Consider the following 23,509-nt stretch of genomic DNA (forward strand, 5'->3'; position numbering starts at 1 on the left):
GTTGACCTGGAGTGCACTCCAGGTCGGAGGATGGAGGGCATGACTACGTACGCACCGGCCGAGGCCTCCGAGCGCACCGGTCTGAGCCTGGACACCTTGCGCTACTACGAACGCCTGGAACTGTTCGGGCCGGTCCACCGGGACACCGCCGGACGCCGTGTCTACAGCGACCATGACGTGGCGTGGGTCGGCCTCCTGGTGTGCCTGCGCAACGCGGGGCTGGGGATCAGCGATCTCCAGCAGTTCATGGGCCGCATGCGGGACCGCTCGAGCGGCCCGACCGGCCTGGTCGAGCTGCTCGAGGAGCACCGCTCCCGGCTGCGCGACGAAGTTGCGAAGATGAACCTCGCGCTCGGCGTACTGGACGACAAGATCGCCTACTACGGCGCCCAGGACGGTCAGTCGAAGAAGTAGGGATAAGGCACCGGCTCCGGCCGGCTGGCGGCGTCGAGCCGGTCCTGGTGATCCGGGGCCAGGACGAAGTCCGCGGCGCCGAGCAGGTCGTCGAGGTACGCCGGCGTCCGCGGACCGATGATCGGTGCCGTCACGCCGGGCCGCTGCATCAGCCAGCGGACCGCGACCTGCGGCATCGTGTGCCCGGTCTCAGCCGCAACCGCCGTCAGTTCGTCGATGACGCGCCAGGTGCGTTCGTTCGCGTACCGATCCCAGTCGTGGGTGCCGGGCGTGGAGACCTTGCTGTCCGCCGGCGGTGCGGTCATGCCGCGCCGGAACGCGCCGGACAGCCAGCCCGAACGCAGAGGAGACCAGGTGATGACGCCGAGCCCCTCGTTCTGGCAGACCGGAAGCAGCTCCCACTCGGGTGAGCGGTCCAGCAGCGTGTAGAGCGGCTGAAGACTGGCGAGCGGCTGCCATCCGTTCCGCGCGCACAGGTCGACGGCTTTCTGCAGTTGCCAGCCGCGGAAGTTGCTGACGCCGATGTAGTGGACCTTGCCGGCCTGCACGAGGCTGTCCAGCGTCGACAAGGTCTCGCCGAGGGGAGTGCTGTCGTCCCAGCGGTGGAGCTGGTACAGGTCGATGTAGTCGGTTCCGAGCCGGCGCAGGCTTGCGTCGACCGCGTCGAGAACGTGCTTACGCGACAGGCCCTGATCGCTCGGGCCCGGGCCGGTGGGCCAGTAGACCTTCGTCGCGATGACGTAGTCCTCTCGCCGCTGCGTCTTCAGCCATCGTCCCAGCACCTCCTCGGACGCGCCCGCGCCGTACACGTCCGCGGTGTCGATGAACGTACCGCCGGCGTCGGTGAACGTCTCGAGGATCTTGCGGCTGTCCTGCTCGTCGGTCCGGTCGCCGAACATCATCGCGCCCAGGCAGAGCTCGCTGACCTTCAGGCCGGTCGTTCCCAGGTTCCTGTAATCCATCTCCCCGACGCTAGGAGCTGGACCGCGCTCCAGCTCAAGACCTCTGCGTCGCCGAGGGGAAGACCGCTCCGGTGTACTTCTCGCCGGGGCCCTGACCGGGCTCGTCCGGGATGCTGCTGGCCTCGCGGAACGCGAGCTGGAGCGAGCGCAGGCCGTCGCGCAGCGGCGCGGCGTGGTGATGGCCGAGGGCCGGGGCTGAGGCGTCGAGCAGGCCTGCCAGCGAGTCGATCAGCGAGCGGGCCTCGTCGAGGTCCTTGTGGTCCGGCAGGTCCGCGGCCAGGCCGAGGTTGACGGCGGCGGCGCTCATCAGGTGCAGCGCGGCGGTGGAGATGATCTCCACGGCGGGGACCTCGGCGATGTCGCGGGACGCGGTCGAGAGCGGGCCGGGCCGGGCGTCGGACTGGGCGTCCTGGTGGGGGGCAGGCTGTGAAGTGGCATCTGCGTCGGTCATGCTGCTACTCTTGCACGGCGACCGACCCGGTCTGTTGGTGACCCCTGAGTGGAATACCTCAGGTTCGCCAGCCGTTCGAGTCTAAGCGGAGGGCCACCTCCCACCCAGTCGATGAACAGTCGGCGGGTCCCGGTCAACAGTACGGCGTACCACCCTCCCGGGTCGGGACGTCGTACCGCTGGGAATTGGGCCTTCGTGTGATCGCACGAGGGCCTTCGTGTTTTTCAGGGGGCTCGCGGTGATCACGAGGTGGCATCCAGTACGAGTTCAACCCAGGAGGACCCATCACCACTGATTTGCGCGTCAACGAGCGCATCCGCGTTCCCGAGGTGCGGCTGGTCGGACCGAACGGTGAGCAGGTAGGCATCGTCCGGATCGAGGACGCACTGCGGCTGGCCCAGGAGGCCGACCTCGACCTGGTCGAGGTCGCGGCGACCGCACGGCCTCCGGTCTGCAAGTTGATGGATTTCGGCAAGTACAAGTACGAGACCGCGCAGAAGGCGCGCGAGTCCCGCCGGAACCAGACCAACACCATCATCAAAGAGATGAAGCTGCGGCCGAAGATCGACCCGCACGACTACGAGACCAAGAAGGGTCACGTGGTGCGGTTCCTGAAGGCCGGGGACAAGGTCAAGATCACCATCATGTTCCGCGGTCGTGAGCAGTCCCGGCCGGAGCTCGGCTTCCGGCTGCTGCAGCGGCTGGCCGAGGACGTGAGCGAGCTCGGCTTCGTCGAGTCCTCGCCGCGGCAGGACGGCCGGAACATGATCATGGTGCTCGGACCGCACAAGAAGAAGTCCGAAGCGCGCGTGGACGTGGAAGCCGAGAAGGCGCAGCGGAAGGCCGAGCGCGAGGCCGAGGAGCAGGCGGAGCGCCAGGAGCGCGCCGAGCAGGCTCAGGCCCACGAGGCCGAGCGCGCCGCGGGTATCACGAAGAAGCCGAAGGGTCCGGCCGACAACCTCGACCCGGAGTGACGTCACGCTCCGGCTCGTGCAGGGCCGGAGCTCGTCGCACCGAAGTTCGAGTCAACGAAGATAATCAGGAGCTGAACAGCCATGCCGAAGATGAAGACCCACTCGGGGATGAAGAAGCGGGTCCGGGTCACCGGGTCGGGCAAGATCCGTCGTGAGCAGACCGGTGTCCGCCACCTCGCCGAGGCGAAGACCTCGAAGCGCAAGCGCCGCCTGTCCGGCACCGTCGAGGTCGCCCCGGCGTACGTGAAGAAGGCCAAGAAGCTTCTCGGCATCTGAGCACCCCACCCTCCCCGAACATCCCCCGCCGAGTGGACTCCGTCCGGCTCCGGCGCAGAAATACAAGGAGTAACACCTCATGGCACGCGTGAAGCGGGCAGTCAACGCCCACAAGAAGCGCCGGGTCGTACTCGAGCAGGCCAGCGGCTACCGCGGTCAGCGCTCGCGGCTGTACCGCAAGGCCAAGGAGCAGGTCACCCACTCGCTCGTCTACGCCTACCGTGACCGCAAGGCGCGCAAGGGCGACTTCCGGAAGCTGTGGATCCAGCGCATCAACGCCGCGGTCCGCGCCGAGGACCTGACCTACAACCGCTTCATCCAGGGCCTGCGCCTGGCCGAGGTCGAGGTGGACCGCAAGATCCTCGCCGACCTGGCCGTCAACGACCCGGCCGCGTTCTCCACGCTCGTGCAGGTGGCCAAGGCCGCCCTGCCGGCGGACGTGAACGCGCCGAAGACCGACGCGGCCTGAGCACCACCCGTAGCTGCGAAGTGGCGAGTCCCGGTCTGTTGACCGCGCAATCCGCGCGGATCAAGCAGGCTCGGCGGCTCGCCACTCGTTCGTTCCGGCGCAAGTCCGGACGCTTCCTGGTCGAGGGCCCGCAGGCTGTCCGGGAAGCGCTGGAGCACCGCGAGCTCGTCGTCGAGGTGTACGCCGAGCCCGCCGTCGCGACCCGGCATCGCGATCTCCACGACCTCGCCGTGACCGCCGGGGTCCCGTGGTTCGAGGTCGATCGTGCCGCCGTCGAGGCGTTGAGCGAGACCGTCACTTCGCAGGGCGTGGTCGCCGTCTGCTCGCTGGTGACCGTCCCGCTGCCGGCCGGCTCCCTGCAGCTCGTCGCCGCCGGCGTCCAGGTCCGCGACCCCGGCAATGTCGGTACGTTGATTCGTACGGCGGACGCTGCCGGCGCCGATGCCGTCGTACTGACGACCGAATCCGTCGACCCGCACAACCCGAAGGCGGTCCGGGCCAGCGTCGGCAGCATCTTTCATGTGCCGATCACCACGGATGTCGACCTCGGCGAGGCTGTCCGCACCTGGCGTGAGCAGGGCCTGCAGGTGCTCGCCGCCGACGGGTACGGCGCGACCGATCTGGACACCTGCATCGACGACGGCACCCTGGCGAAACCCACCGTGTGGCTGTTCGGCAACGAGGCGCACGGTCTGCCCGACGGCATCAACGCGCTCGTCGACCACTCGGTCAAGGTGCCGATCTACGGCCGCGCCGAGTCCCTGAACCTGGCTACCGCGGCCGCCATCTGTCTCTACGCGTCCGCCCGGGAGCAACGCCGATGATCTTCGACCTGCCGGGACGGTTCTGGCGTGGCAACCTGCACACCCACTCGAACCGTTCCGACGGAGCGCTGACCCCGGCCGAGACCGCTGACGTGTACCGCGGCGCCGGCTACGACTTCGTGGCGATCACCGACCACTTCCGCGCCGAGTACGGCTTCCCGATGAGCGACACCCGAGACCTCCGCACAGCCGGCTTCACCACGATCATCGGCGCCGAACTGCACGCCCCGCGCACCGAAGCAGGCCAGCAATGGCACATCGTCGCAGTCGGTCTCCCGCTGGACTTCGCGCCGCCGTCCGCTTCCGAAACCGGTCCTGAGCTGGCCCGCCGAGCCCGCTCCGCCGGCGCATTCGTCGGCATGGCCCACCCGTCAGCGTCCCTCCTGACCGCCGCCGACGCGGAGAGCCTCGACGCCGCCCACTCGATCGAGGTCTACAACGCCCTCGCCGGCCGCGAAAACCGCGGGGACAGCTGGCACCTGACGGATGTCCTCCTCAACCGAGGCCACCGCTTCACCACCTACGCCGCCGATGACGCACACCTCCAACCCCAGGACCCGCCACCCTGCCAAGCCTGGGTCCACGTCCGCGCCGAATCCCTCGCGCCGGACGCTCTCCTGACCGCCCTCAAAGCCGGCCACTTCTACTCGAGCACCGGCCCCGAGCTGTACGACGTACGCATCGAAGGCGACACGATCACGGTGCAGTGCTCACCCGCGGCCAAGATCCTCCTGAGCGGAGGCCACCCCGGCGCCGAGTGGGCCGAGGGCACCGACCTCACCGAGGCCACGTTCCCCCTGAAGCTTTTCCGCGCGACCCATTGCCGCGTCACGGTCGAAGACGCCTCCGGCCGTCGAGCCTGGACGAACCCGATCTACCCGGTCAGCGTTTGACGCGGGTCTCGAGGCCGTCGAGGAGGGCGTCGAGGCCGAAGACGAAGTTCTGGGTGAGGCCGGCGTCGAGGCCTACGGCGGTGCGACGGCGGACGGAGGCCTGCATCTCGGGGTAGTCGCCGGCGACGGCCTCGGCCTGTTCGACCATCTCGGTGACCCAGTTGTCCTCGGAGCAGCCGGACTTGCGGACCATCTCGCGGGTCGCGACCTCGGCGCTGACGGTACCGAGGACGTACGACATGACGCTGCTCATCGCCAGGTCGATCTCGTGCTCGGTGAACCCGGCGGCGCCGAACAGCACCAGGCCGCGGGAGCCGAGGGACATCGCGTTCGGGCCGATGCTCGGGCGGGTGTACATCACCTCGGGCAGCCACGGGTGCCGCAGGACGGCGGACCGCAGGCTGTGCCCGAACAGCAGCGCGCCGGCCCGCCATCCGGCGAGCTCCGGCTCGGGTACGTCGATCTCGCCCCAGACCTCGTCGATCAGCAGGTCGACGAGGTCGTCCTTGGTCGGCACGTGCCAGTACAGGCTGGTCGCGCCGGCGTCGAGCTTCGCGGCCAGTTTGCGCATGCTCAGCCCGGCGACGCCGTCGGTGTCGAGGATCGTCATCGCGGCGGCCACGATCTGCTCCCGGCTGAGCGTCTCCCGGGCGGGGGAGGCCTTGCGCTCCCGGGTCCAGATCCAGTCCTTCATGACACCATCCTACAAAAAGGACTCGCACGCCGTTCGAGTAGGTCGTACAGTGTGCGAGTGACTAGTACACCGTTCGAGTCCACCACCGAGGGGCACCCTCGTCGCTGGTGGATCCTGTTGATCCTTTGCTTGAGCCTGATGGTGCTGGTCGTCGACAACACCGTCCTGAACCTGGCGATCCCGTCGCTGATGCGCGATCTGGGCGCGACGCCCGCGGACATCCAGTGGGTGATCGACGCCTACATCCTGGCCTTCGCCGGGCTGCTGCTGACCGCCGGAAGCCTGTCGGACCGCTTCGGCCGGCGGAAGATGCTGCTGCTCGGACTGGTGATCTTCGGCGGGGCGTCGCTGCTCGCGACCCTGGCCGGGAATCCGTGGCAGCTGATCGCCTGCCGCGGCCTGATGGGCGTCGGCGGCTCGCTGCTGATGCCGAGCACGCTGTCGCTGCTGTTCACGGTGTTCCCGCCGGACGAGCAGCGCAAGGCGATGGCGGGCTGGTCGATGGTCGCGATGGTGGGCGTGGTGGCCGGCCCGACGGTCGGCGGCGTCCTGCTGAACCACTTCTGGTGGGGTTCGATCTTCTGGCTGAACGTGCCGATCGCAATCCTGGCGATCATCGGCACGCTGGCGCTGATCCCGGAGTCGAAGGGCCCGGCGCGCAACGTCGACCCGGTCGGCGCGGTGCTGACGATCGTCGGGATGGCGTCCGTCGTGTGGGCGATCGTGTCGATCCCGCTGCACGGCTGGGGATCCGCCCGGGTGCTCGGTGCGCTGACCGTCGGCGTCGTCGCACTGGCGGCGTTCGCCCTGTGGGAGAAGCGCAGCGCGCACCCGATGGTGCCGCTGGCGCTGTTCAAGGACCGGCGGTTCAGTGGGACGAGTCTGTCGATCGTGCTGCTGTCGTTCACCGCGGGCGGGTTGCTGCTGGCGCTGACGCAGTACCTGCAGTTCGCGCTCGGGTACTCGCCGCTGAAGGCGGGGCTCGCGTTGATCCCGTACGCCGTGTCGGCGGCGCTGTTCAACGGGCTGGGCGCGACGCTCGGGAAGAAGATCGCGGACCGGACGCTGATCTCGCTGGGTCTGCTGATCATCGCGGGCAGCTTCGCGATCCTCACCCAGGTGTCCGACTCGACCGGGTACGGGCTGTTGATCGTCGGCCTGCTGGTGATGGGCGTCGGCGGCGGCCTGGCCGGCCCGGCGGCGTACACGCTGTTGATGCAGGCCGTTCCGCCGGACCACCGCGGAGTCGGCTCGGCGATGAACGACACCGTCCAGCAGACAGGTGCCGCGCTGTCGGTCGCCGTGCTGGGCAGTGTGCTCGCCGCGGCGTACTCGTCGGCCCTGCCGGACTCGGTCCCGGAGGCGGCGCGCAAGTCCATCGCGGACACGCTCGCGCTCGGCCCGGACTTCCTCGCCGCCGCCAAGCACGCCTTCGTCGACGCCATGTCGATCGCGATGACGGTCGGCGCGATCGGCGCCGTCGCCGGCGCGGTCGTGGCGCTGGCCATCCTGCCGAAGGGCGAGAAGAAGGTGCAGGACGCCGTACAGCCGGTGGACGACCCGGTGCACTGACAGCATTTGCGGTATGACGCGACGGTGGCTGATCGACCCGCCGACCCGGCACCAGCTCTGGTCGGCGGGCCGTGACTGAGCAGGAGATCGCGAATCTGGTCCTGATGGCGATGCTCCTGCTGCTCCCGATCGCCCTCGGAGTCATGCTGAGCGGCCGCTCGCGCGGGAACCGGTACGTCCTGAAATGGGCCCGGGGCCTGGCCGTCGCGACGATCGTCCTGGCGGTCCCCTACGACCTGGCCGGGGCAGTCTTCCTCCTCCGCGCCGAGCCGCGAGCCGGCCAGCCGTCGTGGCTGCCACCACCCGGCGCCGTCGACGACCCGTCCTTCTACCTCCCGATCGGCGTCGGCGCGTTCGTCGCCGGCCTGGGCGTCCTCATCGGCGTCGCCCGAGCCCGCCACCGCCTGGGGCCCTAGCTGATTGCCTGGCATGGGGAGGATTTCGTCCCGAATCGGGAAGAGATCCTCCCCGAGCTCGCTGTCCACAGGGGAGAAGTGGGCGATGGCGGAGTGGTGCGGCGCGTGCATGTTCTTGGGCGTGGAAGGCAGTAGCGAGAGGTACGGGGCGTTCGCGGAGTTGCGGGCGCGGCAGGCGGGGGCGTTCACCCGGGCGCAGGCGATGGCTCACGGAATCACCGACAAGGTGTTGCTCGGGCGTCGGCGGGCGCGGCAGTTGCAGCGGGTTCACGCAGGCGTGTACGTCGACTTCACTGGGCCACTGCCCTGGGAGACGAGGATGTGGGCGGCGTTGCTGGCCTGTGGACCGGGAGCGGCGTTGACGGGTACGAGCGCGCTCCGCCGGTACGGCGTTGCCGGGAGCTGGTCGGACGAGCGGATCCACGTCGCTGTACCGCACGCGCGCCGGGTCGAGCCGAAATCTGGAGTCGTTGTCACGCGCCACCGGCACCTGTCCGCGCTCGTACAGGCGTCCCGCGAACCGCCGGCCGTGCGATTGGAGGTCGCGCTGTTGGTGACCGCCGGCGCTGAGCAGGATGTTTCGCGGCGGGCCGCCGTACTGTTCGACGCGTGCCGGCAGCGCCGCACGACAGCCGTCCGTTTGCTGGCTGAACTGGATTCGCTCCCGGAGTTGCCCGGCCGCAGGATCCTCCGGCGGATCCTGGGCGAGGCGGCCGAGGGTGTGCAGTCGTTCCTCGAGCAGGCGTACCTCCGACGTGTCGAGCGCGCGCACGGGTTACCGCGAGCGCGTCGGCAGGTCCGCGCCGTCGAGGGGGTGCTGTCGTCTACCGGGACAACGAGTACTCGCCGTACGGCGTACTCGTCGAACTGGATGGTCAGATCGGCCATGCGGAGACGACCAGCCGCTGGCGTGACATGACCCGGGACAACGCCGCCGCGATGTCCGGGAAGCTGACGCTGCGATTCGGGTACCACTTGGTCGGCGAACCGTGTGCCGCAGCCGCACAAGTTGTCGCCGCCCTTCGCCTCCGCGGCTGGACGGGCACCCCCCGTGCATGCTCCGCCACCTGCCCGGTCACCTAGCTGGCCGGGGAGGATCTCGTCCCGATACGGGGGCAAGATCCTCCCCGACCCGGGATGCGGGGAGGGGATTGTGGACGGCCGATTCACGGTCTTGGGGCTGGGGTTTCTAGACTGCAATCCGCAGACGTACCAACCCGAGAGCGAGCCATGTCCGGTCCCAACACTGATTACGACCCGGTCGAAGTGACGCCGCTGCACGCCGAAGAGGTGGAGCGGACCCGCGACGAGGCGCTGGCGGCGTTCACCGGGGCGGCCGATCTGGCCGCCCTGCAGGAGGCCAAGTCCACCCATCTCGGCGACAAGTCGCCGATCGTGCTGGCCAACCGGGAGATCGGCGCGCTGCCGCCGCAGGCCCGCAAGGAGGCCGGGCAGCGGATCGGCGCCGCCCGGAAGGCGATCAACGAGGGGTTCGCGTCCCGGCTCGCAGTGCTCGAGGCCGAGCACGAGGAGCAGATGCTGGCCACCGAGCGCGTCGACGTGACGCTGCCGTGGCACAGCCCCGAGCTCGGCGCGCGGCACCCGCTGTCGCTGATCTCCGAGCAGGTCGCGGACGTGTTCACCGCGCTCGGCTGGGACGTCGCCGAGGGTCCCGAGGTCGAGGCCGAGTGGCTGAACTTCGACGCCCTGAACTTCCAGCCCGACCACCCGGCGCGGCAGATGCAGGACACTTTCTTCGTCGAGCCGGCCGGCTCCGGCAAGGTGCTGCGGACGCACACGTCGCCGGTGCAGGCGCGGTCGATGCTGACCCGCAAGCCGCCGATCTACGTGATCTGCCCGGGCCGGGTGTTCCGCACCGACGAGCTGGACGCGACGCACACGCCGGTCTTTTACCAGGTCGAGGGCCTGGTGGTGGACGAAGGGATCACGCTCGCGCACCTCAAGGGCACCCTCGACCACTTCGTCGTGTCGATGTTCGGCGAGGGTCTCGAGGCGCGGCTGCGGCCGAACTTCTTCCCGTTCACCGAGCCGTCGGCCGAGGTGGACCTGAAGTGCTTCGTCTGCCGCGGCGCGTCCGTCGGCAACCCGGACCGCCCGTGCCGGACCTGCGGCAGCGAGGGCTGGATCGAGTGGGGCGGCTGCGGCGTGGTGAACCCGCGGGTCCTGCAGGCCTGCGGCATCGACACCGATCGGTATTCCGGTTTCGCCTTCGGCATGGGCCTGGAGCGGACGCTGATGTTCCGCAACGGCGTCGAGGACATGCGGGACATGGTCGAGGGTGACGTGCGGTTCAGCCGCCAGTTCGGGATGGAGATCTGATGCGGGTCCCACTGTCATGGCTTCGTGAGTACGTCGACCTGCCGGGTGACGTCACCGGCCGCCAGGTCGCGGAGCAGCTGATCCGGGCCGGTCTCGAGGTGGAGACGGTCGAGGAGTCCGACCTGACCGGTCCGCTCGTGGTCGGCAAGGTGCTGACGTACGAGAACGAGCCGCAGAAGAACGGCAAGACCATCCGCTGGTGCTCGCTCGACATCGGCAAGGACGAGCCGCAGTGGGTCGTCTGCGGTGCGCACAACTTCGAGGTCGGCGACCTCGTGGTGGTCGTGCTGCCGGGTGCGGTGCTGCCCGGCGGGTTCGCGATCGCGGCGCGCAAGACCTACGGCCACGTGTCCAACGGCATGATCTGCTCCAGCGCCGAGCTCGGTCTCGGCGACGACGGCACGCACGGCATCGTCGTGCTGGAGCCGGGCGAGGCCACCCCGGGCGACGACGCGATCGAGCTGCTGGCGCTGCGCGACGACGTGCTCGACATCGCGGTGACGCCGGACCGCGGGTACTGCCTGTCGATCCGGGGCGTCGCGCGCGAGGCCGCCACGGCGTACGGCGTGCCGCTGAAGGACCCGGCCGACCTGCCGCTGAACGGGTCCGGCGAGGGCGGGTATCCGGTGCGGGTGGACGACGCCAAGGCGTGCAGCGTGTTCGTCACGCGGACGGTGACCGGGATCGACGCCAAGTCGCTGTCGCCGCGGTGGATGCAGAAGCGGCTGCTCGCCTCCGGGATGCGCCCGATCTCGATCGGCGTCGACGTCACGAACTACGTGATGCTCGAGCTGGGCCAGCCGATCCACGGCTACGACAAGGCGCGGCTGTCCGGCGAGATCGTCGTCCGCCGGGCGAACGCCGGCGAGAAGCTGATGACGCTGGACGACCAGACGCGCGAGCTGGACGCCGAGGACCTGCTGATCACCGACGACTCCGGCCCGATCGGCATCGCCGGGGTGATGGGCGGCGCGTCGACCGAGATCTCCGAGGCCACCACGGACGTCGTGATCGAGGCCGCGCACTTCGACCCGATCGTGATCGCGCGGGCGTCGCGGCGGCACAAGTTGTCGTCGGAGGCGTCGCGCCGGTTCGAGCGCGAGGTCGACCCGAACCTGCCGCGGTACGCCGCGCAGCGCGTCGCCGACCTGCTGGCCGAGTACGCCGGCGGCACCATCCTCGCCGAGGAGACCGTCGTCGACACCCGCCCGCAGCCGTCGCCGGTCACGCTCCGCGCGGACCACCCGGCTCGCGTGGCAGGTGCCCCGATCACCCTCGAGGAAACGGTCCGGCATCTGGAGTCCGTGGGCTGCACGATCGAGGTTGCCGCGGCGGATGCGGTCGCCGCTCCGTTGGCTGCCGGTGCGCACGCTCCCGCGCTGGCCGAGGCCGGCACCACCACCGTCGCCTCCACCCGGATCGAGGGGGACGACCTGGTGACGGTGACGCCGCCTTCGTGGCGGCCTGACCTTCGGGACCCCAACGACTTCGCCGAGGAAGTCATCCGGCTGTTCGGCTACGACAATGTGCCGTCGATCCTGCCGCCCGCGCCGGGTGGGCAGGGGCTGACCGTGTCCCAGAAGCGCCGGCGGAAGGTCGCGACCGCGCTCGTCGGCGCGGGGCTGACCGAGGTCGTCTCGTACCCGTTCACGGGTGCGGCCGACTTCGACGCGATGGGCATCCCGGCCGACGACTCCCGCCGTACGACGGTCAAGCTGGTCAACCCGCTGTCCGACGAAGAGCCGTCGATGCAGACCACGCTGCTCGCGACGCTGCTCCGGACCGCCGAGCGCAACGTCGGCCGCGGCGCGAACGACCTGGCGATCTTCCAGACCGGCCTGGTCTTCCACCCGAAGCCGGAGACGAAGCCCGCGCCGCTCCCGTCGGTCGAGCACCGGCCGAGCGACGCCGAGGTCCAGTCGCTGTACGACGCGCTCCCGGACCAGCCGCTGCACGTCGGCGTGGTGCTGACCGGTGCGGTGACCCCGACCGGTTGGTGGGGCAAGGGCCGCGCGGCCGGCTGGGCCGACGCCGTACAGATCGCGCGGCTGATCGCGTCCGCGGTCGGTGTCGAGCCGGTCGTGAAGAACGCCGAGCTCGCGCCGTGGCACCCGGGCCGGTGTGCGGAGTTCTCGGTCGACGGGAAGGTCGTCGGGCACGCGGGCGAGCTGCACCCGAAGGTCTGCCAGGCGTTCGGCCTGCCGGCCCGGTCGAGTGCGGCCGAGCTCGACCTCGAGGCGCTGATCGCGGCGGGTCCGGAGTCGATCACCGCGCACCCGTTCTCGTCGTACCCGGTGGCCAAGGAGGACGTCGCGCTGATCGTCCCGGCCGAGGTCGCGGCGGCAGACGTGCAGGTGGCGCTGGCCGAGGGTGCGGGCGAGCTGCTGGAGTCGGTGCGGCTGTTCGACGTGTACACCGGTGAGCAGATCGGGGCGGGCAAGAAGTCGCTGGCGTTCGCGCTGCGGTTCCGGGCGCCGGACCGGACGCTCAAGGAGAACGAGGTCGCCGACGCCCGGCAGGCCGCGGTCCAGGTCACGGTCGACCGGTTCGGCGCCGTTCAGCGGGTCGGCTGACGGTCATGAGGGGTGGTCACCCGCGGGTGGCGGTCGCGGCGGCGAATGCGGCGGCCGCCGACGCCGGTGTGCGGGTGGCCGCGGAAGGCGGCAACGCGGTGGACGCCGCGATCGCCGCCACGCTCGTCACGATGGTGAACGAGGTCGGCATCGTGTCGCCGGCCTCGGGCGGGTTCGTCACGCTGCAGGTCGCCGGCGGCGCCCCGGTCACCATCGACGGCTGGGTGGAGATGCCCGGCCGCGGCCTGTCGGCCGACCGTTTCGGCCGCAGCGTCTGGGACATCACCACCGACTACGGCGGCGGTACGACGACCACCGTCGGCCACGGCTCCGTCGCCACGCCCGGCGGCATGAAAGCGCTCGACCTGGCGCATCGCCGCTCCGGGAAGGCGCCGTGGCACGAGGTCGTCCAGCCCGCGATCGACATCGCCCGGAACGGGTTCCCGCTCAGCCGCACCTCGGGCTACTACCTGGGCTTCACCCACGAGATCATCTTCGGCTGGCACCAGCCGAGCCACGGTGTCGTGCACGACGGCGAGGGCGAGGTGATCAAGGCCGGCAGCATGGTCGTGATCCCGGACCTCGCCGAGGCGCTCGAGCTGATCGCCCGCGACGGCGCCGAGACGATGTACACCGGTGAGCTGGCCCAGATGCTGATCCGGGACATGGCCGCCAACGACGGCATCCTGACCGCCGAGGACCTGGCCGCGTACGAGGCCGTCGTCCGCCCGGCGCTCGTCGTCGAGCAGAACGGCTGGCGCCTCGCGACCAACCCGCCGCCGGCGGTCGGGGGAGTCGCCGTGGCGGCGATGCTCGCGTTGCTCGACGGCGTACCGGCCGACGGCAGTTGGAGCCAGGCCGAGCTGGAGCGGCTGGTCGACGTCCAGCACGCGGTCCTCGGGCGCCGGCTGGCCGAGCTCGACAGGGAGGACGTCCGCAAGCTGGAGGGCCAGAAGCTGCTCGACCTCGCAGCGGCCGGCGACCTCCGTGCGCTGACCTCGCCGAGCACGGCGACCGTGTCGGTGGTCGACGACCAGGGCGACGCGTGCGCGATCACGGTCTCGTCCGGCTACGGCTCCGGCGTCCTCACGCCCGGCACCGGCATCTGGCTGAACAACGCCCTCGGCGAGCAGGAGCTCCTGCACGGCGGACCGCACAGCCTGGCCCCGGGCACCCGCCTCACCTCGAACATGGCCCCGAGCGTCGCCCGCCGCGACCGCGACGGCGCCGTGCTGGCGATCAGCTCGCCCGGCTCGGACCGGATCCCGACCGCGCTCGCGCAGGTCTACGCGCTGCACACCCACGGCGGTCTGCCCTTGCGGGAGGCCGTCGAGCATCCGCGACTGCACGTCCGCGTCCGCGAGGACGTGGTCGTCGACTACGAGGACGACCTGCCGGTGTCCGGGACGACGGCGCTGCCGTCCCGCCCGATGCCGCCGCACTCGATGTACTTCGGCGGCGTCGCGGCCGCGTTCTGGGATCCGGCCGACGGCCTGCTCGCGGTCGGCGACCCGCGCCGTACCGGAGCCGTGGCGATCTCACCCTGACCGGTAAGGTCAGCCCACAGACAGATCCGAAAGGCAGCCGATGCGGGACACCCACCCCGAGCTCTCCGTCGTCGTACCGATGTACGACGAGGAAGAGGTGCTGCCGATCTTCTTCGAGCGGATGCACCCGCTGCTCGACGGTCTGGGGATCAGCTACGAGCTGCTGGTCGTCGACGACGGCAGCCGGGACCGGACCGCGGCGCTGCTGCTGGAGGCCGCCAAGGACTGGCCGCAGCTCCGAGTGGTCCGCCTGCTCCGCAACAGCGGCCACCAGGCGGCGCAGTCGGCCGGCTTCCGCCGCGCCCGCGGGCGGTACGTGGTCACGATCGACGCGGATCTCCAGGACCCGCCGGAGGTCATCGCCGAGTTCCTGCAGGCCGTCCGCGAGCAGGACGTCGACGTCGTGTACGGCGTGCGCTCGGACCGCTCGAGCGACTCCTGGGCGAAGCGTACGTCGGCCCGGCTGTACTACCGGCTGATGTGCCGTCTGGTCGGCAAGGACATCCCGTTCGACGCGGCCGACTTCCGGCTGGTGACCCGGCGCGTGGTGGACGCGGTGAACGCGCTGCCCGACGACGGCCGGGTGTTCCGGCTGGTGATCCCGTGGCTCGGCTTCCCGAGCACCGAGGTCAGGTACGTCCGGGCGGAGCGGGCCGCGGGCTCCACGAAGTACAGCGTCTCCAAGATGGTGCGGCTCGCGTTCGACAGTGTGACCGCGTTCTCGGCGGCCCCGCTGCGGCTGGCGACCTGGCTGGGCCTGCTCGGCGGCGCGATGTCCGGGCTGTTCGTCGTCGGCGCGCTGGTGATCAAGCTGACCGGCCGGAGCATCCCCGGCTGGACATCGACGGTGCTCGCGGTCAGCGTGATCGGCGCGATCCAGCTGCTCTGCCTCGGCCTCCTGGGCGAGTACGTCGCCCGCCTGTTCCAGTCGAGCCAACGCAGACCGCAGTTCCTCGTCGGCTACGACAGCCTCGAGGACCACGGGCACCAGGAGCCCGTCCACGAGAGCACGCCCACCAACAGATGAAGCGGTCCCTCCCGTGGCTGCTGCCGATCCTGGTGGCAGCCGGTGGGTTCGCGTCGCTCGGCGACGTCGGCGCCGGTCCGCTGGTCAAGTACGTCGGGTACTTCGCCGGAGCGATCGCGCTGCCCGGGACGCTGCTGCTGCGGGCCGTGTGGCGCAGTACGGGCAACTGGGCGGAGGATCTCGGACTCGGATCGGTCGTCGGCGCGACGTGGCAGCTGATCGGCTGGGCGCTCTTCACCGCGGCCGGCCTGCAGGACTGGCTGATCGTGTGGCCGGCGCTCGTCCTGATCGGTTTCGCTGTCGCGGGGCGGCAGCACTTCCGGATCGCCGAGCCCAGCCCGCTGCCGATCGCGTGGACCGTCGGGCTGGCGGTGTCCGCGGCAGTGATGCTCGGCGCGGCGACGTTCGGCGTGATGGCGTACCACCCGATGCCGCCGCACGGCGAGGCGTACTACCCGGACCTCCTGTACCACCTGTCGATGGTGCACGAGCTGACCCGTGCAGTGCCGCCGGAGGTTCCTCAGGTCGTCGGCGAGCGGCTCGACTACCACTGGTTCGCGAACGCCGACATGGCCGCGGCCGTCGACGTCACGCGGCTCACTCCGCTGATCGTGCTGTTCCGCCTCTGGGTCCTGCCGTGGCTGGTTGTCTCGCTGCTCGTCTGCGCGACACTCGCCCGGATCGTCAGCCGCACCTGGTGGACCGGCGTGCTCGCCGCGCTCGCGCTGGCCGCGCCGCAGCTGTTCCTGCTCGTCGACACGAGTGTGAACCTCGCACCACCGGTCAGCCTGCTCAGCCCGTCGCAGAACTTCGGTATGGTCGCGGCCGTCACCACAGCCGTCTTCCTCATCGAGCTCCTGTTCAAGAACGGCAGCCACCGGCTCTGGCTACTCATCGTGCCGATCGCCGTGGTCGGCGGCGGCTCCAAGCCGACCGTGCTGCCGTTGCTGGTCGCGGCAGTCGCTCTCGCCGCGCTCTACCTGCTGGTGACAACCCGGCGGCTTCCGTGGCGTCTGATCGGTACGGCGGCAGTGCTGCTGGTGGTAGGCGCGGTGACCTTCCTGACCGTCGCAGGAAGCACCAGCGGCTCGCGGTTGCAGTTTCTGGCCGTACTGAAGTCGCTGCCCGTCTACACCGCGGCCACTGGTGACAAGACGCAGCCGGGGGCCGGTGGACTGATCCTGCCGGCGCTGGTGCACGGTGAGGTGATCGGGACGCTCAGTCTGTTGCTGGGACTACTGCTGACTCTGCAGGCGATGTCCTGGGCCGGGTTGGGCGTGGTCGGTCGCAGGGATCCGGTCGCGTGGTTCCTGCTCGGTGCGATGGTCGCGGGCTGGGCCGGCTACCTGCTCGTCGACCATCCGTCGGTCAGCGAGTCGTACTTCGTCTACACCGCCGCCCCGTTCAGCCTGGCCGGAGCGGGGTGGTTCGCCGCGACCAGTGCGCGTGCCTCCGGCCGTCCGGTGCCGATCGCGGTGGCCGCCTTCGTGCTCTCGGTCGGGTACGCCGGTCTGCTGGTCTGGGCCCGTGGTGTTCCGGCTGCCTCGACCGGTCGCCAGTTGTGGCTCAGCACGCGGATGCTGCTGGTCGTTCTCGCCATCACGCTGTTCCTGTTGCTGGTGTGGCGGCTGACGTTGCGACAAGCAGGCGGCGGCATGTTCGTCGTCCTCGTGCTGCTCTCGACCGCTCCGATCAGCTCGTTCGTGCAGAGCGCGATCCGGGGTGACACCGAGAAGGCGCCGACGTACCGGGCCGCGCGGTGGTGGGTGTACCCGGACGAGGCCGAGGCGGCGCTGTGGCTCGGGCAGAACTCCGCCCCCACCGATGTGGTGGCGACGAACACCTGGTGCCGTCCGGCGGGTTCAACCGCGCCAGGCTGCGACGCCCGCGGCTATCTCGTCAGCGGTATCGCCGGCCGCCGCACACTGATCGAGGGCTGGGCGTACACGAACCAGGCGATGGCCCGGCAGGGCGACGGCGGCCGCCGCTACACCGAGCAGCCGTCGCCGTGGCCCGACCGCGTCGCCCTCACGGACCAGGCCCTGACCGCACCGACCGCCGAGGTGCTGCGCAGGATGCACGACGAGTTCGGCGTCCGCTGGCTGTACGCCGACCTGCGCAACGGAGCGGTGTCGCCCGCGCTCGACCAGCTCGCCCTGCGCCGACACAGCATCGGGAAGGTCCGGATCTACGACCTCGGAGAGTGATTTACCCGTAACATGGAGTCTGCGTGGACCGTTACGTCTACGCAGGCCCGCCCGCCACGCGGCCGCAGCAATGCACCTGATTGCTCGGAAGGGCGGGACTGATGCGGGCAACCCGACCGGGGGCCATTCTTGTTGCCACCGGCCTGTTGAGCCTCGGCACTCTGACAGCTACCGCTTACGAAGTGCCGACCAGTCCGTTCACCGAGGCGACCACGGTGATGCCGGGCTCCGGACTGCGGCAGACGATCACCGTGAGCGGGCTGACCGAGCTCGGCGATCCGACGACCGCCGGATTCCGCGGCATCGGTCCGGCCACCTACCAGCCGGCGATCGGGACGAGCGCTCCGGCGCAGGACGTGGTGGTGAACACCGGCGACTGTGCGTCCATCGGCGGCTGCGGCGAGCGCGGCACCGTGACGATCGCGTTCTCCCAGCCGGTGCGGAACCCGGTCCTGCACCTCGGCGGCCTCGGCGGATCGGTCACGCGGACCGTGAGCGGCCGGACGACCGCGCAGTCCGAGCTGCATGCGGTCCTGAAGCTCAGCACGGCGGGCCTCAGCCTCACGAAGCTCGGCCAGGGCAACAACCTGGCGGCCACCAGCGACACGATCACCGCCGCCGACCACGACTCCGGTCCGAACTGCGTCAACACCAAGTCCCCGTCCGGCCTCGGCACGTCCGCGACCGCCGCCTGCGGATCGGTCCGCGTGAACGGGGTCGTCACCAAGGTCAGCTTCGACGTGACGGCGTTGTTCACCAAGCACCCGAAGCTTCCCGCGGTGAACAACGGCTCGTCGGGCGACGCGTTCTCGGTCGTCGCGTCGGCTCCCGAGGACTTCGGCGACGCGCCGGCCTCGTACGGCGCCGCGTGGTCCGCGCTGAGCGACGTACACCTCGGGAAGGACGTCACCGAGGACAATGCCGGCGTCGCGAACGGCACGACCGGCCCGGCCACACCGGATCAGGCCGACGACGGTGTCGCCTTCAAGCCGCTCCGGACCAGCCAAACGACGTACACGACCGACCTGCAGCTCGCAGGTACGTCGAAGTCCGGGCGGGCGTGTGCGTGGATCGACGTCAACGTCAACGGGACGTTCGAGCCGGGTGAGCGGGCGTGCGCCGCCTTCGCCGCCGGGCAGACCACGGTGACGCTCCGCTGGGCCGAGCTCGCGCCGAAGGCCGGAGCGTCGTACGCGCGGGTGCGCGTCGGGTACAGCGATGCGCAGGTCGAGAAGCCGACCGGCGCGGCCGATGCCGGCGAGGTCGAGGACTACCCGTTCGCGATCACGCCGCCGCCACCGCCGGTCCTGACCGACGACACCGCGACGACCGCGTTCAACACGGCAGTCGTCGTCAAGGTGCTCGCCAACGACAAGCCGGGTGATCCGGGTGCACCGCCGGCGCCCGGGACGCTCTGCCTCGTCGACGGCAGCAAGTGCGTGCAGATGGTGAACGTCGTGGGCCAGGCCAAGTACGTCGCCATGCCTGACGGCACTGTCCGCGTCGAGCCGGTGCCCGGCTTCGTCGGACCGGCCAAGCCGGTCACCTACAGCGTTGCCGACAGCAACGGTACGGCGGCCACCGCGAAGCTGACCGTGACCGTCTCGCTGCCGGACCGCCCGGTCGCGCTTCCCGACACCGCGACGACTCCGCAGAACGTCAGCCTGTCCGTCAAGCCGCTCGCCAACGACCGCGCCGCCGCGGGTGTGCAGCTCGTGCCTGGATCCGTCGTACTGCGTGATCCGGCCGACGCGACGTTCAAGAAGAAGGTCGTGATCGCGGGCGAGGGCGAGTACGTCGTGAAGCCCGGCGGTGGTGTGGACTTCGTCCCGAAGCCGCAGTTCACCGGCGTCGGTACGTCGATCGGCTACCGCGTCACCTACACCACCCGCCAGACGGCGGAGTCGACGCTGACCGTCACGGTCACGCCGGTGACGCCGACCGCGAACGGCGACTCGGTGTCGACCGCGTTCGACACGGACCTCGTCGTACCCGTGCTGGACAACGACCTGCCCGGTTCGCCGGACGCATCGCTCGTGCCGGCCACGCTCCGGTTGGTGGACCCGGCCACCGAGCAGCTCGTCGACCACGTGACGATCGCCCGGCAGGGGACGTACCTGGCTGCGGCCGGCAGCGTGACATTCCAGCCCCTGCACGGCTTCACCGGCGTCGGCACGCCCGTGACCTATCAGGTGCTCGACAAGAACGGTACGGCGGCGCGCGCGGAGCTGACCGTCTCTGTCGCTGCGCCCGGCCCGCCCGTCGCGAACCCGGACACCATCACCACGCTGCAGGGCCGGTCTGTCGTGGCCGCCGTCCTTGCCAACGACAAGCCGGGGCCGACGGGCGCGGCGCTGAAGCCGGGCAGCGTACGGCTGTTGACACCGACGCAGCCCGTGCTGTCGCTCGTCATCGCTGGCCAGGGCAAGTACTCGGTGCGAGCCGACGGCCGCGTGCTGTTCGAGCCGTTGCCGACGTTCAGCGGTACTGCGACCGCGGTCGGGTACCAGGTCGCCGACAGCAACAATGCAATCGGCAGGTCGACGCTGACCACCCGGGTGACCAAGGTCGTCCCGGACGCGTCCGACGACACCGCAGGTACGGCGTACGACACCAACGTGACGGTGCCCGTGCTCGCGAACGACACGGCCGGCGACCTGTCGGTGCCGCTCGTGCCGACCTCCGTGCGGCTGATCGATCCGGCCACGAAGCTGCCGACCGCGACGCTGGTGATCCCCGGCCAGGCGACCTACCGCGTGACGGTGGACGGGACGGTCGACGTCGATCCGCTGCCGAAGTTCACCGGCGCCGCGACGCCGGTCACCTACCGCGTCTCGGACGTGAACGGTACGACGGCCACGGCGACGCTGACCGTCACGGTCGCGAAACCGCCCGCGCCGACCGCCGCACCCGATACCGCGACCACGAAGCAAAACATCACGGCTCGCGTCGCGCCGCTCGCCAACGACCTCGCCGGACAGGGGACCGCGCTCGATCCGCGCAGCCTCGCGCTCGTCGATCCGGCCGACGGCTCGCTGAAGAAGGCCGTCAAGGTCCCTGGGCAGGCCGACTACCAGGTCACCCCGGACGGCGCGGTCACCGTCGATCCGCTGCCCGGCTTCCGGGGCGTGGCGAGTCCGGTCGGCTATCGGGTCGCCGACCTGTTCGGTCAGACCGCGCGGTCCACGATCACGGTCACGATCACGCCGATCACGCCGGTCGCGACGGATGACGCCGCGCGAACGCCGTACGACAAGAGCGTCACGGTGAAGGTGCTCGCGAACGACAAGGCCGGCGACGCGACGGCGCCGTTGGTCCCGGGCAGTCTGCTGCTCGTCGATCCGGCCGACGATGCACTGAAGACGACGGTGCGGATACCCAACGAGGGCACGTACTCGGTCGCCGGGGGACTGGTCCGCTTCGATCCCGGCGCCACGTTCCGCGGTCCCGGTACGCCGGTGACGTACCAGGTGGCGGACGCCAACGGGACGAGGGCGACCGCGCGGTTGACCGTCACCGTCGGCCGGCCGCCGGTCGCGGTCGCCGACAACGCATCGACGCTCCAGAACGTGACCGTGACGGTGAACGTGCTGTCGAACGACCAGCCGGGCACCGACGCGACGCTTGATCGCAGTTCGGTCGAGCTGAACGGGTCCGCGAAGAAGCTGACGATCGCCGGCCAGGGCACCTACACCGTGCAGCCGACCGGCTCGGTCGAGTTCGACCCGCTGCCGGGCTTCCGGGGCAAGGCGAGTCCGGTCAGTTACCGGGTCGCCGACTCGGACGGCAATCACGCGACCTCGACGTTGTGCATGACGGTGACGCCGGTCAACCCGGTCGCGGTCAACGACTCGGCGATCACGCCGTACGGGCACGCGATCACGGTCAACGTGCCCGCGAACGACAAGCCCGGTGACGCGTCGGCGCCGCTGAAGCCGGCGAGCGTGGTGGTGAAAGACGCGGCCGGACAGTTCGGCAAGACGATGACCCGGGCCGGCGAAGGTAGGTATGCGGTCGATGCGTACGGCGCGGTGACCTTCACGCCGGTCAAGGGGTTCCAGGGCGTGACGACGCCGACGACGTACCGGATCGCCGACGCCAACGGCACGACCGCGGAAGGTCTGCTGCTGCTGACGGTCGGCAAGGGGCCGACGGCAGTCGCGGATGCTCTTGTCGTCAAGCAGAACGTGACGGTCACCGTCGATCCGCTCGCGAACGACGAGCCGGGCACGGGCGCCCAGCTCGATCCGAAGTCTCTCCAGGTGTTCGGCGGGACCTGGGGGCAGCGGGTGACGATCGCCGGGCAGGGCGTGTTCGCCGTCCAGGCCGGGAAGATCACGTTCGACCCGGAACCGGCGTACCGCGGGGTCGTGTCGGTCGCCTATCGGGTCAGCGACACGACCGGGAACAAGGCGAGCGCGTCCGTCACGGTCACAGTCACGCCGGTCGTCCCCGTGATCAAGGACGACGTTGTGGCCACGCCGTACGAGACCGCGATCGCCGTCGACGTGCTGGCCAACGACAAGCCGGGCGACGCGAGTGCGCCGCTCGTCGCGGGTGGCGTGCGGCTGGTCGATCCGGTGACCGGGAGTCCGTTGGCGGCGCTGGTCGTGCCGGGCGAGGGCACGTTCACGGTTCAGCCTTCGGGGGCGATCCGGTTCGCGCCGGCGGACGGGTTCGCCGGGGCGGCGGTCCCGGTCGGGTATCAGGTGGCCGACGGCAACGGCACGGTCGGATCCGGTGCGTTGACGGTCACGGTGCAGGCGCGCCCGGTCGCCGTACCGGACGAGGCCCGGACGAAGCAGCACGTCGCGGTGACGGTCGACCCGCTCGCCAACGACAAACCGGGGCCGGACGCGACCCTCGATCCGGCGTCGGTGCTGCTGGTCGGGCCGGGCGGTGCGCTGGTCGACCACGTGGCGATCCCCGGGCAAGGTACGTACGTCGTTGCCGGCGGCAAGGTCACGTTCACGCCGGAGTCGGCGTTCACGGGCACCGCACGACCGGCGGCGTACGACGTGAAGGACAGCAATCGCAACTCGGCGCGGTCCACCGTCACCGTGACGGTGCTGCCGGTGCGACCGGTCGTCGCCGACGACAGCGCGAAGACGGCGTTCGGTACGGCGGTCGCCGTGAACGTGCTCGCCAACGACAAGCCCGGTGACCCGTCCGCACCGCTCCGCCCGGGATCGGTCGTCCTGCGGGATCCGGCCGACGGCCGCGAGAAGAAGACCGTGACCGTGCCGCACGAGGGCACCTTCGTCGTCGGCGCGGACGCCGTCACGTACACCCCGGCGCAGGGCTTCGCCGGTACGACGACCGCTTTGGTCTACCGAGTCACGGATGCGAACGGCACGTCGGGCACCGCACTCATCGACGTCACGGTTGCCGGCCCCCTGCTCGCCAAGGCGGTCCCTGACACGGCCACCGGTACGCCGGGCAACCCGGTCGCGGTGAACCCGCTGCTCGACGACAGCGGCACCATCCAGCCGAGCTCGGTCTGTCTCCGCACCGCGACCGGCAGCTGCGCGAAGGAGGTCACCGACCGTGCGGGCACCTGGTCGGTCGGGACCGACGGCACGGTCACGCTCAAGCCGGTGGCCGCCTTCACCGGTACGGCGAAGGTGACCTACGAGCGGACCGATGAGACCGGCGCGACGCTCGCCGCGCCGGTCAGGCTCACCGTCGGCGCCGAGCCCGCCGAGGACCTCCGCACCGTCAACCGCGTCGAGCTCCCACAGACCGGCGGACCGCCATCCGTCATCCTCACCCTCGGCGCCCTGCTCGCCGCACTGGGCACGACCCTCGTGCTGCTGTCACGCACCCGCAAGTGATTCTCACAATCGCGCCGGCGGCCGTCGCCGCGTGCC

At 70.4% G+C, this 23,509-nt stretch carries 18 protein-coding genes; 15 read left to right on the forward strand and 3 right to left on the reverse strand.

The genetic code is table 11. The annotated features are described in order from the left end of the window. The first annotated feature begins 39 nt into the window (after positions 1-39). Positions 40-414 carry a MerR family transcriptional regulator gene (locus ACWEOO_RS27260; RefSeq protein ID WP_452145443.1) on the forward strand — a complete coding sequence of 125 codons (375 nt, stop codon included), beginning with the start codon at positions 40-42 and terminating at the stop codon, positions 412-414. Here ACWEOO_RS27260 and ACWEOO_RS27265 read toward each other — a convergent pair. Together ACWEOO_RS27265 and ACWEOO_RS27270 are read right to left on the reverse strand one after the other, a co-directional pair. Next, positions 399-1,376, reverse strand: coding sequence for an aldo/keto reductase (locus ACWEOO_RS27265; protein WP_452145444.1), 978 nt, complete (start codon positions 1,374-1,376; stop codon positions 399-401). The genes ACWEOO_RS27260 and ACWEOO_RS27265 overlap by 16 nt on opposite strands. A 34-nt stretch (positions 1,377-1,410) precedes the next feature. After that, entirely contained in the window at positions 1,411-1,827 is a 417-nt protein-coding gene (locus ACWEOO_RS27270) for a DUF1844 domain-containing protein (RefSeq protein ID WP_452145445.1), read from the reverse strand. 296 nt (positions 1,828-2,123) lie between these two features. Here ACWEOO_RS27270 and infC point away from each other — a divergent pair, with 296 nt between their 5' ends. From infC to ACWEOO_RS27295, 5 genes are all read left to right on the forward strand, one after another. Then, positions 2,124-2,801: a translation initiation factor IF-3 gene (gene infC / locus ACWEOO_RS27275; RefSeq protein WP_452145446.1), complete on the forward strand. Its 678-nt coding sequence runs from the start codon at positions 2,124-2,126 to the stop codon at positions 2,799-2,801. A gap of 81 nt (positions 2,802-2,882) precedes the next feature. Next, complete coding sequence (rpmI, locus tag ACWEOO_RS27280; RefSeq protein WP_184842517.1) at positions 2,883-3,077, forward strand: 50S ribosomal protein L35; 195 nt, start codon at positions 2,883-2,885, stop codon at positions 3,075-3,077. 79 nt (positions 3,078-3,156) lie between these two features. After that, on the forward strand, positions 3,157-3,546 hold the full coding sequence (gene rplT / locus ACWEOO_RS27285) for a 50S ribosomal protein L20 (RefSeq protein WP_452145447.1): 390 nt from the start codon (positions 3,157-3,159) through the stop codon (positions 3,544-3,546). A gap of 20 nt (positions 3,547-3,566) precedes the next feature. Then, a complete protein-coding gene (locus ACWEOO_RS27290; protein WP_452145448.1) occupies positions 3,567-4,370 on the forward strand; it encodes a TrmH family RNA methyltransferase in 804 nt (267 codons plus the stop codon). After that, positions 4,367-5,263, forward strand: a complete 897-nt coding sequence (locus tag ACWEOO_RS27295; protein ID WP_452145449.1) for a CehA/McbA family metallohydrolase — start codon at positions 4,367-4,369, stop codon at positions 5,261-5,263. Before ACWEOO_RS27290 ends, ACWEOO_RS27295 begins: the two co-directional genes overlap by 4 nt. Here the strand turns inward: ACWEOO_RS27295 and ACWEOO_RS27300 are convergent. Then, positions 5,253-5,957, reverse strand: a complete 705-nt coding sequence (locus ACWEOO_RS27300; RefSeq protein WP_452145450.1) for a TetR/AcrR family transcriptional regulator C-terminal domain-containing protein — start codon at positions 5,955-5,957, stop codon at positions 5,253-5,255. The two genes, ACWEOO_RS27295 and ACWEOO_RS27300, sit on opposite strands and share 11 nt — an antisense overlap. Positions 5,958-6,014: 57 nt before the next feature. Here ACWEOO_RS27300 and ACWEOO_RS27305 point away from each other — a divergent pair, with 57 nt between their 5' ends. The 9 genes from ACWEOO_RS27305 to ACWEOO_RS27345 all read left to right on the forward strand — a co-directional run bounded on the left by ACWEOO_RS27305 (position 6,015) and on the right by ACWEOO_RS27345 (position 23,473). Beyond that, positions 6,015-7,529, forward strand: coding sequence for an MFS transporter (locus tag ACWEOO_RS27305; RefSeq protein ID WP_452145451.1), 1,515 nt, complete (start codon positions 6,015-6,017; stop codon positions 7,527-7,529). 71 nt (positions 7,530-7,600) lie between these two features. After that, on the forward strand, positions 7,601-7,945 hold the full coding sequence (locus ACWEOO_RS27310) for a hypothetical protein (protein WP_452145452.1): 345 nt from the start codon (positions 7,601-7,603) through the stop codon (positions 7,943-7,945). A 121-nt stretch (positions 7,946-8,066) separates the two neighbouring features. Then, the gene (locus ACWEOO_RS27315; RefSeq protein ID WP_452145453.1) at positions 8,067-8,864 is read left to right on the forward strand and encodes a hypothetical protein; all 798 of its coding nucleotides are present in this window, start codon (positions 8,067-8,069) and stop codon (positions 8,862-8,864) included. Between the two features lie 311 nt (positions 8,865-9,175). Further along, positions 9,176-10,285: a phenylalanine--tRNA ligase subunit alpha gene (gene pheS, locus ACWEOO_RS27320; protein WP_452145454.1), complete on the forward strand. Its 1,110-nt coding sequence runs from the start codon at positions 9,176-9,178 to the stop codon at positions 10,283-10,285. Further along, entirely contained in the window at positions 10,285-12,858 is a 2,574-nt protein-coding gene (gene pheT / locus ACWEOO_RS27325; RefSeq protein WP_452145455.1) for a phenylalanine--tRNA ligase subunit beta, read from the forward strand. The genes pheS and pheT overlap by 1 nt, the downstream gene beginning before the upstream one ends. A 5-nt stretch (positions 12,859-12,863) precedes the next feature. Further along, on the forward strand, positions 12,864-14,405 hold the full coding sequence (locus ACWEOO_RS27330; RefSeq protein ID WP_452145456.1) for a gamma-glutamyltransferase: 1,542 nt from the start codon (positions 12,864-12,866) through the stop codon (positions 14,403-14,405). Between the two features lie 40 nt (positions 14,406-14,445). Next, positions 14,446-15,432 (forward strand): glycosyltransferase family 2 protein, encoded by a 987-nt coding sequence (locus ACWEOO_RS27335; RefSeq protein WP_359941442.1) that lies wholly within the window; start codon positions 14,446-14,448, stop codon positions 15,430-15,432. Continuing rightward, positions 15,429-17,639, forward strand: a complete 2,211-nt coding sequence (locus tag ACWEOO_RS27340; protein ID WP_452145457.1) for a hypothetical protein — start codon at positions 15,429-15,431, stop codon at positions 17,637-17,639. The genes ACWEOO_RS27335 and ACWEOO_RS27340 overlap by 4 nt, the downstream gene beginning before the upstream one ends. Positions 17,640-17,821: 182 nt before the next feature. Continuing rightward, on the forward strand, positions 17,822-23,473 hold the full coding sequence (locus ACWEOO_RS27345; RefSeq protein WP_452145458.1) for an Ig-like domain-containing protein: 5,652 nt from the start codon (positions 17,822-17,824) through the stop codon (positions 23,471-23,473). Positions 23,474-23,509: the final 36 nt, after the last annotated feature.

The sequence above is a fragment of the Kribbella sp. NPDC004138 genome (genome assembly GCF_053603655.1).